The sequence below is a fragment of the Streptomyces griseomycini genome (assembly GCF_014203535.1).
GTDB classification, from domain to species: Bacteria; Actinomycetota; Actinomycetes; order Streptomycetales; family Streptomycetaceae; genus Streptomyces; species Streptomyces griseomycini.
In genome coordinates this window covers 1-15,558 of the sequence record NZ_JACHJI010000002.1, presented here as the reverse complement: position 1 = coordinate 15,558, position 15,558 = coordinate 1, and the positions used below count along the sequence as shown (strand labels likewise).

General features: G+C 73.2%; 12 protein-coding genes. 5 read left to right on the top strand and 7 right to left on the bottom strand.

What is annotated here, in order from left to right; genetic code table 11:
• The first annotated feature begins 59 nt into the window (after positions 1–59).
• Positions 60–2,354 (top strand): N-acetylmuramoyl-L-alanine amidase, encoded by a 2,295-nt coding sequence (locus FHS37_RS04540; RefSeq protein WP_184817733.1) that lies wholly within the window; start codon positions 60–62, stop codon positions 2,352–2,354.
• Between the two features lie 176 nt (positions 2,355–2,530).
• Here FHS37_RS04540 and FHS37_RS39100 read toward each other — a convergent pair whose 3' ends face one another.
• The 4 genes from FHS37_RS39100 to FHS37_RS04520 form a co-directional block, all read right to left on the bottom strand.
• Positions 2,531–2,758, bottom strand: a complete 228-nt coding sequence (locus FHS37_RS39100; RefSeq protein ID WP_229889945.1) for a phosphorylase family protein — start codon at positions 2,756–2,758, stop codon at positions 2,531–2,533.
• Positions 2,748–3,485 carry an XRE family transcriptional regulator gene (locus FHS37_RS04530; RefSeq protein WP_245005408.1) on the bottom strand — a complete coding sequence of 246 codons (738 nt, stop codon included), beginning with the start codon at positions 3,483–3,485 and terminating at the stop codon, positions 2,748–2,750. Before FHS37_RS04530 ends, FHS37_RS39100 begins: the two co-directional genes overlap by 11 nt.
• Before the next feature lie 317 nt (positions 3,486–3,802).
• On the bottom strand, positions 3,803–4,489 hold the full coding sequence (locus FHS37_RS04525) for a response regulator (RefSeq protein WP_184817731.1): 687 nt from the start codon (positions 4,487–4,489) through the stop codon (positions 3,803–3,805).
• On the bottom strand, positions 4,486–6,174 hold the full coding sequence (locus tag FHS37_RS04520; protein WP_184817730.1) for a sensor histidine kinase: 1,689 nt from the start codon (positions 6,172–6,174) through the stop codon (positions 4,486–4,488). The genes FHS37_RS04525 and FHS37_RS04520 overlap by 4 nt, the downstream gene beginning before the upstream one ends.
• Before the next feature lie 154 nt (positions 6,175–6,328).
• Here FHS37_RS04520 and FHS37_RS04515 point away from each other — a divergent pair, with 154 nt between their 5' ends.
• The 4 genes from FHS37_RS04515 (at position 6,329) to FHS37_RS04500 (ending at position 11,102) form a co-directional block, all read left to right on the top strand.
• Positions 6,329–7,723 carry a cation:dicarboxylate symporter family transporter gene (locus FHS37_RS04515; protein ID WP_184817729.1) on the top strand — a complete coding sequence of 465 codons (1,395 nt, stop codon included), beginning with the start codon at positions 6,329–6,331 and terminating at the stop codon, positions 7,721–7,723.
• Positions 7,724–7,954: 231 nt separating this feature from the next.
• The gene (locus tag FHS37_RS04510) at positions 7,955–8,380 is read left to right on the top strand and encodes a MerR family transcriptional regulator (protein WP_184817728.1); all 426 of its coding nucleotides are present in this window, start codon (positions 7,955–7,957) and stop codon (positions 8,378–8,380) included.
• Positions 8,377–8,709: a thioredoxin family protein gene (locus FHS37_RS04505; RefSeq protein ID WP_221499385.1), complete on the top strand. Its 333-nt coding sequence runs from the start codon at positions 8,377–8,379 to the stop codon at positions 8,707–8,709. The genes FHS37_RS04510 and FHS37_RS04505 overlap by 4 nt, the downstream gene beginning before the upstream one ends.
• A gap of 161 nt (positions 8,710–8,870) precedes the next feature.
• Positions 8,871–11,102: a HelD family protein gene (locus tag FHS37_RS04500; protein WP_184818735.1), complete on the top strand. Its 2,232-nt coding sequence runs from the start codon at positions 8,871–8,873 to the stop codon at positions 11,100–11,102.
• A gap of 15 nt (positions 11,103–11,117) precedes the next feature.
• Here the strand turns inward: FHS37_RS04500 and glgB are convergent, their stop codons facing one another.
• The 3 genes from glgB to FHS37_RS04485 form a co-directional block, all read right to left on the bottom strand.
• The gene (glgB, locus tag FHS37_RS04495) at positions 11,118–13,808 is read right to left on the bottom strand and encodes a 1,4-alpha-glucan branching enzyme (protein ID WP_184817727.1); all 2,691 of its coding nucleotides are present in this window, start codon (positions 13,806–13,808) and stop codon (positions 11,118–11,120) included.
• A gap of 41 nt (positions 13,809–13,849) precedes the next feature.
• Complete coding sequence (locus tag FHS37_RS04490; RefSeq protein ID WP_184817726.1) at positions 13,850–15,268, bottom strand: maltokinase N-terminal cap-like domain-containing protein; 1,419 nt, start codon at positions 15,266–15,268, stop codon at positions 13,850–13,852.
• A gap of 155 nt (positions 15,269–15,423) precedes the next feature.
• Positions 15,424–15,558, bottom strand: a 135-nt coding sequence (locus FHS37_RS04485; RefSeq protein WP_184817725.1) for an alpha-glucosidase C-terminal domain-containing protein, incomplete at its 5' end; no start/stop codon positions are given.

The window sequence follows — 15,558 nt, the reverse complement described above, 5'->3', positions numbered from 1 at the left end:
GGCGGCGGGCTTCCCGCTCCGTTCCTCCTCCCTCACGCAGAAGGACCTCGCGAACTGACATGCGCACACCACGGCATTTCTGGAAGGCGTCCGCGGTCGTCGCGGCCGGCCTGTCCGGGGCACTCGTCCTGCAGGCCATGACGGGGCAGGAGAGCGGCGGCTCCCATGCCGGCGGTGCGCCGGGACCCGTCACCAGCAAGGCGGAGACCACCGCGCTGCGGGTCTCCGGGGACGGGACCTCCGCCTCCCTGGGCAAGCGGGACACCAAGCCGTTCAGCATGCTCGGCGTGACCTGGTCCGACCCGTCCGCCCGCGTCGGCGGCACGGTCGAGGTCCGCACCCGGGCCGCCGGTACGCAGAACTGGTCACGGTGGCTGACGCTGGACGGTGACAGCGGCCAGGGCGAGGGCGGCGCCGAGCGCGGCGGTACCGAACCGGCGTGGGTGGGCCCCTCCGACGGCGTCGAAGTACGGGTCGACGGAAAGGATTCGACCAGGCTGCCGAAGGGGCTGCGGCTGGACATGGTCGACCCCGGCAGCGGCGAGGTCACCGCGCTGGAGCCGGCGGCGTACGCGGTCGAGGGGAGCGAGGAGCCCACCCCGGCGGCCACCGAGCCGGGAACCGGCACCGGCACCGAGCCGCAGCCGGACGCCACCCTCCCGGAGACCCCCGTCCCCGAGACGCCGACCGTGCCGTCCCCCTCCGAGCCCTCGGCGCCGGAGCCCTCGGTCACCGAGCCGTCGGTCACCGAGCCGTCGTCCGCCCCGGTCACCCCCTCGCCCACCGCCTCCCCCAGCCCTTCGGTGAGCGCCCCGCCCGCGCCGCCGTCCACCGCGCCGCGCCCGTCGATCACCTCCCGCGCCGCCTGGGGCGCGGACGAGTCGATCAGCCCGGAGGAGCCGAGCTACCTGCCCGGCGAGAAGATCAAGGCGGTCGTGGTGCACCACACCGCCGAGTCCAACGACTACACCTGCGCCCAGGGCCCGGCCGTGGTGCGCGGCATCTACGCGTACCACGTGAAGCAGCTGGGCTGGAAAGACCTGGGCTACAACTTCCTGGTCGACAAGTGCGGCACGGTCTACGAGGGCCGCAAGGGCGGAGTCGACCGGCCGGTGATGGGCGCCCACGCCTACGGCTTCAACAGCGAGACCACCGGCATATCCGTGCTGGGCACCTACACCTCCACCGCGCCCTCCACGGCCGCCATGACCTCCGTCGCCCGGATCGCCGCGTGGAAGCTCGGCCAGTACGGCGTCGCCCCCACCGGCACCGCCACCCTCACCGCGGGCGACAGCGGCCGCAGCTACTCCGGGAAGACCTGGGCCAAGGGCGACCGGATGACCCTGCCCGCGATCCACGGCCACCGCGACGGCTACAACACCCAGTGCCCCGGTGACGCCTTCTACGGCAAGCTCGCCACCGTCCGCACCTGGGCGGGCGGACCGGTCTCCGGCCTCACCCTGAAGTCCGTCACCGGCGGCGGCACCTCCGGCACGACCACCTACACCAAGGCCGGCATCACGGTGAGCTGGTCGGCCACCACCCCGGCCGCGCTCATCTCGAAGTACGAACTCCTGGTGGACGGCAAGACCGCGGCCACCACCGCCGGCACCGCCACCTCCGCCAAGGCCACCCTGACCGCCGGCACCCACCAGGTGGCCGTCCGCGCCGTCCACCAGTCGGGCAGGACGACCACGACGGCGGCCGCGACCGTCGTCGCCGAGACCACCGCCCCCGCCTTCACCACCAAGCCGAACCTGGCCCTGCGCACCGGCACCGTCAACACCGCCGCCGTTCCGCTGACGCTGAAGTGGAAGGCCACCGACGGCGTCGCGCTGAAGGAGGTCCGGCTCACCGCCCCGACCGCCAGGACCTACGGGCCCACGGTCACCAGCGCCAACCACACCGCCAGGTCCGGCTCCGCCACCACCTGGTCGATGAAGGCCTACGACCGGGCCGGCAACACGGCCACCGCCTCGGTCGCCGGCACCCCGGTCATCCTCCAGGAGAGCTCCGCCACCAGGTCCGGGAAGTGGACGACCAAGTCCTCCTCCAGCTACCTCGGCGGCAAGTCGTACACCAGCTCCTCCAGGAACGCCTCGCTGAGCTGGACCTTCACCGGCCGGTCCGTCGCCTGGACCGTCTCCCGCGCCACCACCTCCGGCCAGGCCCACATCTACGTGGACGGCAAGAAGGCCGCCACCGTGGACCTGAAGTCGTCCACCACCAAGTACCGCGACGCGATCTGGACCAAGACCTGGAGCGGCAGCGCCAAGCACACGATCAAGATCGTCGTCGCCGGCACCAGCGGCCGCCCGGCCGTCACCACCGACGGCGTCGTCTACCTCAAGTGACGGCTGTCCGCCCTCGGCGGACCACGACGGCCCGGGGCCCGACCGCGTGTGTGCGGCCGGGCCCCGGGCCGTTCGGAAGCACGGCGGACCCGCGCGGGACTCCGCCTCGGAACATCGGGGCGTCCGACCGGCCGTTCGAGTGGCCGCCCGGAGCGCACCGGAGCCCTCCACCTCGATCACGCCCGCGTCGTCGCAGTTCCCGCGGAGGAACCGGGCGATCCCGGACCCGGAGTCCGCTTGCCGCCGTGGCTCTCGTACACCCTCGTGCCCACGACGGCGTCGCCGGTCCCGGCGTCGTCCTTCAGGCCGCCGGCCACACCGACGGAGAACACGGCCCCGGGGTGCAGCCGGTTGACGAGCCGTGCGGTGAGGGCGGCGGCCCGCTCGGCGCCCTCACCGGCCACCGCGCTCGACCGCCGCCCAGAAGTGCTCGACGATCCGGTCGAGGAACTCCCGGCCGCCGGCCCCCGCGTCGCCGTGGCCGCCGCCCCAGCTGAGGGTCGCGGCCATGTGGCCCTGGTAGTCCTGGTGCAGCCGCTGGAGCACCCTCTCCAGCAGCCGCCGCTCCAGCGGGGCGATCTTCGCCACCGGCCGTACGTACGCCTGCCAGCGCGTCGTCGCCGCACTGCGCAGCAGCTCCGCGAGCCTGTCCTCCCGCCCGGTGACGGTGACGACGTCGGCCAGGGACAGGGCGAGCAGTTCGGTCAGGGCGGCGGACTGCCGCTCGGTGCCGCGCCACCGGCCGGTCTCCTCCATCCGCAGGTAGGCCTGCAGTTCGTGGCCGACCGCGCGGGCGACGTCCTCGGGCGCCAGACCGCGGGCGACGCGGTGTTCGCGCAGGGTGCGCGGCCGTCCGATGAGTTCGCCCGGCGAGCACCACAACACGCCCGCCAGCGCGGTCAGTTCCGAGTGCGAGGGGGCGGCGGTCCCGCGCTCCCAGGCGACGACGAGATCGGGGGTGGCGTACGGCAGCCCGTACGAGGCGCGCAGGGTGTGGGCGACGTGGTGCGGGCCCATGCCGAGGGCGGCCCGCAGCCGGCGGGCCGCGGGGGCGTTGAACGGCGGAGCCGGACGGGCGCCGGGGGACAGGGGACGGTTCGGCCGTGCGGAGGGTCGGGACACGGCCCACAAGCTAGGACCGCCCGGAGGGGATGACTACGGTCTGTTCGGCCAGGATCACCGATTGTAGGAAGGTACGGCTACCGACGGGTCGGCCGCCGGGCGGAGGGTGGTCACCCGAAGGGGCGGCCGCTGCCCTCCCGGGTGACCGGAGCGCGAACGGAAAGCTCAGGGGGCATATGCGGGGAGTCGGCACCGGTGGCGCGCCCCCGACTCGGGTGCGCCCCGGACGGCGTCGGGCGTGCGGTCGCCGAACGTCCGTGCGGGGGAGTGGAGCGGCCGGAACCCGGACGGCGGCCGTTCCCGCGGCGCGAACCGACCCCCCGCGCTCACGGCCCGGACACCCACCGGTACTGCAGCTCCGGCCGGCCCACGGTCCCGTACTGCGGGCGCCGGGCCGCGCGGCCGGCCTCCACCAGGTGCTCCAGGTAGCGGCGGGCGGTGATGCGGGAGATGCCCACGGCCTCCGCGACCCCGGCGGCGGTCAGGCCCTCCCCGGCGTCCCGCAGGGCCACGGACACCCGTTCCAGGGTGGGCGCGCTCAGCCCCTTGGGCAGCGCGGCCGGGCCCGGGGCGCGCAGCGCGGCCAGCGCGCGGTCCACCTCCGCCTGGCCGCTGGCCTCGCCGACCGCCGCGCGGAACTCGGCGTACCGCACCAGGCGGTCCCGCAGCGTCGCGAAGGTGAAGGGCTTCAGCACGTACTGCACGACCCCCAGCGACACCCCCTCGCGCACCACCGCGAGGTCCCGCGCCGAGGTCACCGCTATCACGTCGGCGTGGTGTCCGGCAGCCCGCAGCGAGCGGGCCAGCTTCAGCCCGTGCACGTCGGGCAGGTGCAGGTCGAGGAGCAGCAGGTCGACGGGCGTGCGCTCCAGGGCCCGGCGGGCCTCCGCGCCGGTGTGCGCCTTGCCGACGGCGACGAACCCCGGCACCCTGCCGACGTACATCACGTGGGCGTCGGCGGCGACCGGGTCGTCCTCCACCACCAGGACCCTGATGGGCCGCTCGTCCGTCATGCGTCGCCTCCCGGTCTCCCGCCCCGCACGACCGCACCGCCGGAGTCGGCGGCCCGCAGCGGCAGCCGTACCTCGAACCGGGCGCCGTCCCCCTCCGCCGACGTCACCGACAGCGACCCGCCGTGCCGGCCCACCGCCTGCCGGACCAGCGCCAGGCCGAGCCCCCGTCCGCCCGGACCGGACGGCTTGGTCGTGAAGCCCCGCTGGAAGACCGCCTCCGCGTGGTCCGGGGCCACGCCGGGACCGGTGTCGGACACCCGCAGGATCAGCTCCGGGCCCCGGGCGCCCGCCGTGCCCTCCGCGCCTTCCGCGCCCCCCTCGGTCAGCGCCGTCACCGTCACCCGGGGCCGCACCCCGCCCTGCGCCGCGTCCACGGCGTTGTCGATCAGGTTGCCGAGGATGGTGACCAGATCACGGGCGGGCAGGGTGTCGGGCAGCAGGCCGTCGTCCAGGCGGCTCTCGGGCGACACCACCAGCTCCACGCCCCGCTCGTTGGCCTGTGCCGTCTTCCCCAGCAGCAGGGCCGCCAGCACCGGCTCGCCCACCGCCGCCACCACCTGGTCGGTGAGCGCCTGGGCCAGCTCCAGCTCGGCGGTCGCGAAGTCCACCGCCTCCTCGGCCCGGCCCAGCTCGATCAGCGAGACCACGGTGTGCAGCCGGTTCGCCGCCTCGTGCGCCTGCGAACGCAGCGCCTGGGTGAAGCCCCGCTCGGAGTCCAGCTCACCCATCAGCGACTGGAGCTCGGTCACGTCCCGCAGGGTCACCACCGAACCGCGCCGCTGGCCGCCGGAGACCGGCGAGGTGTTCACCACCAGCACCCGGTCCGCCGTCAGGTGCACCTCGTCCACCCGCGGCTGCGAGTCCAGCAGCGCCCCCGTCAGCGGTGCGGGCAGCCCCAGCTCCGTCACCGACCTGCCCACCACGTCCTCCTCCGGAGCCACGCCCAGCAGCTCCCGCCCGCCGTCGTTGATCAGCGCGACCCGGTACCGGCCGTCCAGCATCAGCAGCCCCTCGCGCACGGCGTGGAGCGCGGCCTGATGGTAGTCGTGCATGTGGCTGAGTTCGGTCGCGTTCATCCCGTGGGTGTGCCGGCGCAGGCGGGCGTTGATGACGTACGTCCCGACCGCCCCGAGCCCGAGGGCGCCGGCCGCGACCCCGAGCAGGGCCGCCAGCTGGCCCCGGACGCGCTGGCTGATCTCCTCGACCCGGATCCCCGCGCTGACCAGGCCGACGATCCGGTCGCCGTCCCGGATCGGGGTGACCGCGCGGACGGACGGGCCGAGGGTGCCGGTGTAGGTCTCGGTGAAGGTGCGGCCGCGCAGGGCGGGGGCGGTGTGGCCCTGGAAGGGCAGGCCGATCTGATCCGGATCGGGGTGGGTCCAGCGGGTGCCCCGCGGATCCATGATCGTGACGAAGTCGACGTCGGTGCCCCGCACCACCGCCAGCGCGTACGGCTGGAGCCTCGACGACGGGTCGGAGGTACGGATCGCCTCCCGCACCGAGGGCGAGTCGGCGACCGAACGGGCCACCGCCGTGGCCTGGCGGCCGGCGGCCTCCTCGGCCTGGCTGCGGTCGCTGACGTAGGTGAACAGCGCGTACCCGGCGACGACGACCGCTATCAGCACGGCCTGCATGGCGAACAGCTGGCCCGCCAGGCTGCGGGGTCGGGGGACGGGGAGGCGCATGCCGCCAGTCTGCCTCCCGTTTCACCGATGAACTAAATGAACGGAAGGGTGACCGCACTCACAGGCCGGGAGATAGTCACCGCATTCCCCAACCCCATCCCGGGACGTGAGCCGCACGCCGGTGATGCCGACGACGTCGTCAAGGAGGGCCGCCGTGACCAGCACAACCGCTACGGCACCTGCCGCACCCCAAGCCAAGCGGGACCGCACGCACTATCTCTACATCGCGGTGATCATCGCGGTCGCCCTCGGTATCGCCGTCGGTCTGATCGCACCCGACTTCGCGGTCGGGCTGAAGCCGATCGGCACCGGCTTCGTGAACCTGATCAAGATGATGATCTCGCCGATCATCTTCTGCACGATCGTGCTGGGCATCGGCTCCGTGCGGAAGGCCGCCAAGGTCGGCGCCGTCGGCGGCATCGCCCTGGGCTACTTCATGGTGATGTCGGTCGTCGCGCTCGCCATCGGCCTGGTCGTCGGCAACATCCTGGACCCGGGCACCGGCCTCGCGATCACCGACTCGGTCAAGGAGACCGGCCACGCCCAGGTCGACGCCGAGGCGAAGGACACCACCGAGTTCCTGCTCGGCATCATCCCGACCACGATCGTGTCCGCCTTCACCCAGGGCGAGGTCCTGCAGACCCTGCTGATCGCCCTGCTGTGCGGCTTCGCACTGCAGGCCATGGGCAACGCCGGGCAGCCGATCCTGCGGGGCGTCGAGCACATCCAGCGGCTGGTCTTCCGGGTCCTGGCCATGATCATGTGGGCCGCCCCGATCGGCGCGTTCGGCGCCATGGCCGCGGTCACCGGTTCCGCCGGCCTGGACGCGCTGAAGAGCCTCGCGGTGCTGATGCTCGGCTTCTACGTCACCTGTGTGCTGTTCGTCTTCCTGGTGCTCGGCGCCATGCTGCGGATCGTCGCGGGCCTGAACATCTGGACCCTGTTCAAGTACCTGGGCCGCGAGTTCCTGCTGATCCTGTCCACCTCCTCCTCCGAGTCGGCGCTGCCGCGGCTCATCGCGAAGATGGAGCACCTGGGCGTCAGCAAGCCGGTCGTCGGCATCACCGTCCCGACCGGTTACTCCTTCAACCTCGACGGCACCATGATCTACATGACCATGGCCTCGCTGTTCATCGCCGACGCCATGGGCACGCCGATGTCGATCGGCGAGCAGATCCCGCTGCTGCTCTTCCTGCTGGTCGCCTCCAAGGGCGCCGCCGGCGTCACCGGCGCCGGCCTCGCGACCCTGGCCGGTGGTCTGCAGTCGCACAAGCCGGCCCTGGTGGACGGCATCGGCCTCATCGTCGGCATCGACCGCTTCATGAGCGAGGCCCGCGCCCTGACCAACTTCGCGGGCAACGCGGTCGCCACGGTCCTGGTCGGCACCTGGACCAAGGAGATCGACAAGGAGCGGGTGGGCCAGGTGCTCGCCGGCCGGCTGCCCTTCGACGAGAAGACCCTGCTGGACGACCACGGCACCGGCGGACCGGACGACGCCGCAGCCGAGGCGTCCGAACCGGGCGGCGAGAAGGAGCTGGCCAGGGCCTGACGCCGACGGCCCGTTCCGCCCCGCCCCGCAGACCCCGGGCGGCCGAGTAGCTCCCCCGTCGCTCGGCCGCCCGGTCACCGGAGACCCGCAGGTGCGCCGCCTTTTCGCCGGGTCTCCACCACCGCCGAGCGGTCAGGTTCCTCCCCCGGAAGCCTGGCCGCTCGGCTTCTTCGCGCCGGGGCCGCCTCCGGCCTTTCCCTGACGCCGACGTCAAGGCGTACGTTCGTCGGCATGCGAATCGGCGAGCTGGCCGCACGCGCCGGGACCACCACGCGGACGCTGCGGTACTACGAGTCACGGGGACTGCTGCCCGCGCGGCGGGCCGGCAACGGATACCGGACCTACGACGAGAGCGACCTGAAGCTGCTGCGGCAGATCCGCACGCTCCAGGACTTCGGGTTCGACCTGGAGGAGACCCGGCCCTTCGTGGAGTGCCTGCGGGCCGGGCACCCCGAGGGCGACGCGTGCCCCGCCTCGCTCGCGGTCTACCGCCGCAAGCTGGACGAGCTGGACGCGCTCATCGGCGAGCTGCGGGCGGTACGGGCACAGGTCGGCCGGCAGCTGGCGCGGGCGGAGTCGGCACGCGACACGTTGGCCGCCGAGGCGGCGGTTCCGGGGGGTCCGGAGCCGGTGTGCGAACTGGGAGGGGAACGATGAGCAGGGCGAGCGGCGTGACCGAGGTGACCGACGCGGACTTCGCGGCGGAGGTGATCGGGGCGGAGCTGCCGGTGCTGGTGGAGTTCACCGCCGACTGGTGCCCGCCCTGCCGGCAGATGGCGCCGGTGCTCAGCGCACTGGCCGCCGAGGAGGCCGGCCGGCTGAAGGTCGTCCAGCTGGACGTGGACGCCAACCCGGACACGACCCACGCGTACAGGGTGCTGTCGATGCCGACGTTCATGGTGTTCCGCGACGGGGAGCCGCTGTGGTCCACGGTGGGTGCCAGGCCCAAGCGGCGGCTGCTGGAGGAACTGGCCGACGTGCTCTGACCCACGGCAAGGAAAACCCCCGGGCAATTGCGCCCGGGGGTTTTCCTTGCGTATATTCATTGATTCGCGACTTCCATGAGGGAAGCCGTGGAGAAGTTCAGTGAGCACAGTATATCCGGGCGGGAGCGGAATTGTCAAACACCGAATTTCCGGACGAGGAATTGCGCCGGGAACAGGAATTCATCGACGGGCTGTACGCACGCGTGGACGCCCTGCGCGGCGACACCGAGGTGTCCGTCACGGACGCGCTCGCCCAGGGGAACACGCCCATGCAGGCCAGGCTGGAGCGGGACATCCTCGTCGCCGAGCGGTCCGGGCTGCTCGCCGCCCTGAACGCGGTGGACGGCTCCCTCTGCTTCGGCCGGATCGACCTCTCCTCCGGCGCCACCCACCACATCGGCCGCATCGGCCTGCGCGCCGACGACGCCGAGCGCACCCCCGTCCTCATCGACTGGCGCGCCGACGTCGCCCGCCCGTTCTACCTGGCCACCGGCCACACCCCGATGGGCCTCAGGCGCCGCCGGCACATCTCCACCGAGGGCCGCCGGGTCACCGCCCTGCACGACGAGATCCTCGATCTCGACGACGAGACCCGCACCGGCCACGAGGACCCGACCGGTGACGCCGTGCTGCTCGCCGCGCTCGACTCCGCGCGCACCGGTCGCATGGGCGACATCGTGCGCACCATCCAGGCCGACCAGGACCGCATCATCCGCGCCCCGCACCGCGGGGTCATGGTGGTCGAGGGCGGGCCCGGCACTGGCAAGACCGCCGTCGCCCTGCACCGCGCCGCCTACCTGCTCTACGAGCACCGCGAGCTGCTGGCCCGCCGCGCCGTCCTGATCGTCGGCCCCAACCCGGCGTTCCTCGGCTACATCGGCGAGGTGCTGCCCAGCCTCGGCGAGACCGGCGTGCTCCTCGCCACGGTCGGCGAGCTGTTCCCCGGCGTGAGGGCCACGAGGACCGACACCCCCGAGGCGGCCGCCGTGAAGGGCCGCGCCGACATGGCCGACGTCCTCGCCGAGGTCGTCCGCAGCCGGCAGGCGCTGCCCGACCCGGTGATCACCGTCGAGCACGACCGCGAGGTCCTCATGCTGGACGACGGCCTGGTGAACGTCGCCCGGGAACGCACCCGCGCCGCCAAGCTGCCGCACAACGCGGCCCGCGAGCACTTCGAGGGCCACATCCTCAACACGCTCACCGACCTGTACGCCGAACGCATCGGCACCGACCCGTTCGACGGCTCGAGCCTGCTCGACCCCAGCGACCTCACCCAGATCCGCGACGAACTCGCCGAGAACCCCGAGGTGTGGTCCGCCATCGACCAGCTGTGGCCCAGGATCACCCCGCAGCGCCTCGTCGCCGACTTCCTCGCCGAACCCGAGGGCTTCCTGAGCGACGAGGACGCCGCCGCGGTCCGCCGCCCGGTGACCCGGCACTGGACGGTCTCCGACGTGCCGCTGCTCGACGAGGCCGCCGAACTCCTCGGCGAGGACGACCGGCTCGTCCGCGAGCGGGCCGAACGGGAGCGGCGGACGCAGATCGCCTACGCGCAGGGCGTGCTGGACGTGTCGTACGCCTCCCGCACCTACGAGTTCGAGGACAAGGAGGAGGACGACCCCGAGGCCTCCGAGGTGCTGTCCGCGCACGACATCATCGACGCCGAGCGCTTCGCCGAACGGCACGAGGAGGAGGACCACCGCAGCGCCGCCGAGCGGGCCGCCGCCGACCGCACCTGGGCGTTCGGGCACATCATCGTCGACGAGGCGCAGGAGCTCTCCCCGATGGCCTGGCGGCTGCTGATGCGGCGCAGCCCGACCCGCTCGATGACCCTGGTCGGCGACCCGGCGCAGACCTCGGAGGCGGGCGGAGTCGGGTCCTGGGCGGACATCCTCACCCCCTACGTCGAGGACCGCTGGGAGCACACCCGGCTCGGCGTCAACTACCGCACCCCGGCCGAGATCATGGACGTCGCCGCGGCCGTGGTCCGCGCCGAGCACCCCGACTTCGAGCCGCCCGGCTCGGTGCGCTCCACGGGTGTACGGCCCTGGGCCCGCGCCACCGACGACCTGCCCGGCGCCGTCGCCAAGGCCGTCGGCGAACTCACCCCCGCGGAGGGCCGCCTCGCCGTCATCGCCCCCCGCGCGCTGCACCACGCCCTGGCCGCCCGGCTGGACGGGGTGACGGCGGGCGCCGAACCCGACCTGACGCACGGCGTCGTGCTGCTCGACCCGCGCCAGGCCAAGGGACTGGAGTTCGACTCGGTCCTCGTGGTCGAACCGGGGCGCTACGGCACCAGCGACCTGTACGTGGCGCTCACCCGCGCCACCCAGCGGCTCGGCGTCCTGCACACCGAGCCGCTGCCGAAGGCGCTGGCCGACGCCCTGGCGTGACCCGCACGCGGGAGGTCAGGCCGGACGCAGCCACACCGTCGCCAGGGGCGGCAGGGTCAGCCGGATGCTCGCCGGGTAGCCGTGCCGCCCCTGCGGCTCCGGCTTGACCGGGTCCGGACGGGTGACGTCGCCGCCGCCGTACCGGCCGGCGTCGGTGTTCAGGACCTCGTGCCAGGCGGGCACGTCGTCGGGCACGCCGATCCGGTACTCGTGCCGGACCACCGGGGCGAAGTGGGACACGGCGAGCAGCGGCGAGCCATCGCCGTCGTACCGCAGGAACGCGAGCACATTGTCCTCGGCCGCGTCCCCGGCGACCCACCGGAAACCGTCCGGCTCGGTGTCGCGCTCCCACAGCGCCGGGGTGTGCCCGTAGACGGTGTTGAGGTCGCGCACCAGGTCGCGCACCCCGCGGTGGTCGGCCTCGGCGCCGTAGTGCGGGTCCAGCAGCCACCAGTCCGGGCCGTGCGCCTCCGACCACTCGGCGCCCTGCGCGAACTCCTGCCCCATGAAGAGCAGCTGCTTGCCGGGGTGGGCCCACATGAAGCCGAGGTAGGCGCGCAGGTTGGCGCGCTGCTGCCACCAGTCGCCGGGCATCTTCGACACCAGGGACCGCTTGCCGTGCACCACCTCGTCGTGGGAGATCGGCAGCACGTAGTTCTCGCTGTAGGCGTACACCATCGAGAAGGTCATCTCGTGGTGGTGGTACCGGCGGTGGACCGGGTCGTGGCTCATGTACTGGAGCGAGTCGTGCATCCAGCCCATGTTCCACTTCAGCCCGAACCCGAGCCCGCCGAAGCCGCTCGGGCCCTGGTGGTGGGTGGCCCGGGTGACGCCGTCCCAGGCCGTGGACTCCTCCGCGATCGTCACCACGCCCGGCACCCTGCGGTACACGGTCGCGTTCATCTCCTGCAGGAACGCCACCGCGTCCAGGTTCTCCCGGCCGCCGTGCTCGTTCGGCTTCCACTGGCCCGGCTCGCGCGAGTAGTCCAGGTAGAGCATCGAGGCGACCGCGTCCACCCGCAGCCCGTCGATGTGGAACTCCTCGCACCAGTACAGGGCGTTGGCGACGAGGAAGTTGCGCACCTCGCGCCGCCCGAAGTCGAACTCCAGGGTGCCCCAGTCGGGGTGCGCGGCCCGCAGCGGATCCTCGTGCTCGTACAGCGGCCGGCCGTCGAACTCGGCCAGTGCCCACTCGTCGCGCGGGAAGTGCGCCGGCACCCAGTCCATCAGGACGCCGATGCCCGCCTGGTGCAGCCGGTCCACCAGGTACCTGAAGTCGTCGGGGGTGCCGAGGCGGGCCGTGGGCGCGTAGAAGCCGGTGACCTGGTAGCCCCAGGAGCCGCCGAAGGGGTGCTCGGCGACCGGCATCAGCTCGACGTGCGTGAAGCCGAGGTCCTTGACGTACGCGGGGAGCTGCTCGGCGAGCTGCCGGTAGGTCAGTCCGGGCCGCCAGGACGGCAGGTGCACCTCGTAGACGGAGAACGGCGCCCGGTGCGCGGGCACCTCGGCCCGGCGCCGGAGCCACTCGGCGTCGCCCCACTCGTAGTGCGAGGACGTGACGATCGACGAGGTGGCCGGCGGGACCTCCGTGCGGCGGGCCAGCGGATCGGCGCGCAGCGTCCTCGAGCCGTCGGGGCGGGTGATCTCGAACTTGTACAGCTCGCCCTCGCCGATCCCCGGCACGAACAGCTCCCACACCCCGGACGAGCCCAGCGACCGCATGGGGAAGCCGGTGCCGTCCCAGAAGTTGAAGGTGCCGGCCACCCGGACCCCGCGGGCGTTCGGCGCCCACACCGAGAACCGGGTGCCGGTGACGCCCTGGTGGGTCATCGGGTGCGCGCCCAGCACCGTCCACAGCTCCTCGTGCCGGCCCTCGCCGATCAGGTGCAGGTCGAGCTCGCCGAGCGTGGGCAGGAAGCGGTACGCGTCCTCCGTCTCCTGCACCGTCCCCTCGTACGTCACCAGCAGCCGGTACGCCGGTACCTCGCGCAGCGGCAGCAGGCCCGAGAAGAACCCGTCACCGTCGTCGTGCAGCTCGACGGTGAGGCCCCCGGAGAGGACGGTCACCGCCAGGGCGTACGGCTTGAACACCCGGAAGACGATCCCGCCGGGCACCGGGTGCGCGCCGAGCACGGAGTGCGGGGCGTGGTGCGTCCCGCCGAGCAGCCGCTCCCGGTCGGCGGCCTCCACGGCGGGGGAGACGGCGATCTCCATCTCGGGAGGGGCGGGCTGCGCGACGGACCCGGTCGGCGGCGCCTGCCGAAGGACGGCGTCCGTCGCCGCGGCCGTCTTCGTCGTGGCCTTCTTCGCCACGGTCCTCTTCGTCGTGGCCTTCTTCGCCACGGCCTTCTTCGCCACGGTCTTCTTCACCGTGGCCTTCTCGGCCGCGGTGGTCCTGGCGGTGGTCTTCTTGGCCGCGGTCTTCGCGGTGGTCTTCCCGGTGGCGGATTTCTTCGCGGTGGTCTTCTCGGCGGCGGGCGTCTTCGCCGCCGCCTTCCGCACGGCCGCCGTCTTCGCCGCCGCTTTCCTGGTCGTGGCCTTCTTCTCGGGTGCCGCCGCCTTCGCCGTCGACGACGCCGCGGCTGCCTTCTCGACGGCCGCCTTCTTCGCGGCCGCCTTCTTCCGCGTGGCCGTCGGCGGCTCGGTGCGCCGCTGCTCGGCCGACTGCTCCGGATGCGGACCGCTGGACTCGGGGCGGGGGGTCACGGGCAGAGCCTCCTGGACGAAGGTCGGGTGGTCGGGTCGGATCAGGTGAGGCCGGACGCGGCGAGCCGGCGTACCGCGGTCAGCGGCACGGAGAGCCACTCGGGCCGGTGCCGGGCCTCGTAGAGCACCTCGTAGACCGCCTTGTCGGTCTCGTACGCGCGCAGCAGCACCGGATCGGTGCGCGGGTCCCGGCCCGCGGCCTCCGCGTACCCGGAGCAGTACGCCGCCCGGCACCGCTCGGCCCACTCCGGCTGCGGCGGGTCCGCCGAACGCGCCGCGTAGTCGAAGGACCGCAGCATGCCCGCCACGTCCCGCACCGCGGGCTGCGGCATCCGCCGTTCGGCCAGCGGCCGGGCCGGCTCGCCCTCGAAGTCGATCAGCGACCACTCACCGGCCGGGGACCGCAGGCACTGCCCGAGGTGCAGGTCGCCGTGCACCCGCTGGGCGGTCCAGGTGTGTCCCTCGGCGGCCAGGTCGTCCAGCGCGGTGAACGCCGAGCGCAGGCCGGAGGCGTGCGGCCGCAGCGCGGGCACCGCGTGCACGGCGGCCTCCAGCCGCTCGGTCATGCCGTCGACCATCAGCCGCAGCTGGGAGTGGCCCAGGGTGACCGTCGGCAGCGCGCGGGCCAGCACGGTGTGCACCTCGGCGGTGGCGCGTCCCAGGTCCCGTGCCTCGGCGACGAAGTCCTCGCCCTTGGCGAGTTCCCGCAGCGCCAGCTCCCAGCCGTCCGTCGCGCCCTGCACGAACGGCTGGAGCACCCCCAGGACGTACGGCTCGACGGGCTGCGGCGCACCGGCGGGCACCTCGGGGTCCGCGACCAGCCAGGCCGTGGGCGGGGGCACCCGGGGGCAGCCCGCACGGGCCAGCGCCAGCGGCAGCTCCAGGTCCGGGTTGATCCCGGGCACGACCCGGCGCAGCAGTTTCAGGATGAACGTGTCTCCGTAGACGATCGACGAGTTCGACTGCTCGGCGGTCACCAGACGCGGCACCAGACCGGACCGGATCTCCCGGTTCGGGTCCCGCTCGAAACGGAGCCCGCCGATCCGGGCCTGGGTGCGCAGGGCCTCCAGGAGCAGTTCGGCGGGCCGGGTGTCGTGCAGGGCCTCGTAGACCGTCCGTCCGGCCAGGGGGCCCTGCGTCACATGACCGATCAGCGCGGGCGCGAGCCGGGGCGGCAGCGCCTCGCGCACGCCTATGAGCAGTTGGTAGCAGTCGCCGGGCTGCTCCGCACCGACGTGGCCCGGCAGGAGCGGCTGGTGCGCGCGCACCAGCAGGTGGTACAGGCCCAGTGTGGCCGTGGACGGCAGCAGCTCGGTGGCCGCGACCAGGCTGAATCCGGTGACCGGACGCCCCTTGCCCGCGAACCAGCGCTGCCGCGGCAGCCATTCCCTCAGCAGTGGATCCAGTGACGCAAGGAGGCCGGGCGGGGTCGTGACGGTGCGTGTGGCGGCTTCCGACATGGCGTCGCGTCCTTTCCCCGGGGTCGTCGGGGTGGTGAATGATGCGTGCCCAGGGCGGGGCGGTGAAAACCGCCCCGCCCCCGAATACGGCCGGAGGAACCGGCGTCGAGCGCGGGAACCGGCACCGTCGGCGTCCTCGCCGTTCGGTCCCGGTACTACGCGGTGTGCTCCTTGCGCAGCCGGAACCAGTAGAACCCGTGGCCCCCGAGGGTCAGCAGGTACGGCAGTTCGCCGATGGCCGGGAAGCGCACCCCGCCGAACAGCTCGACCGGATGGCGTCCGTCGAACTC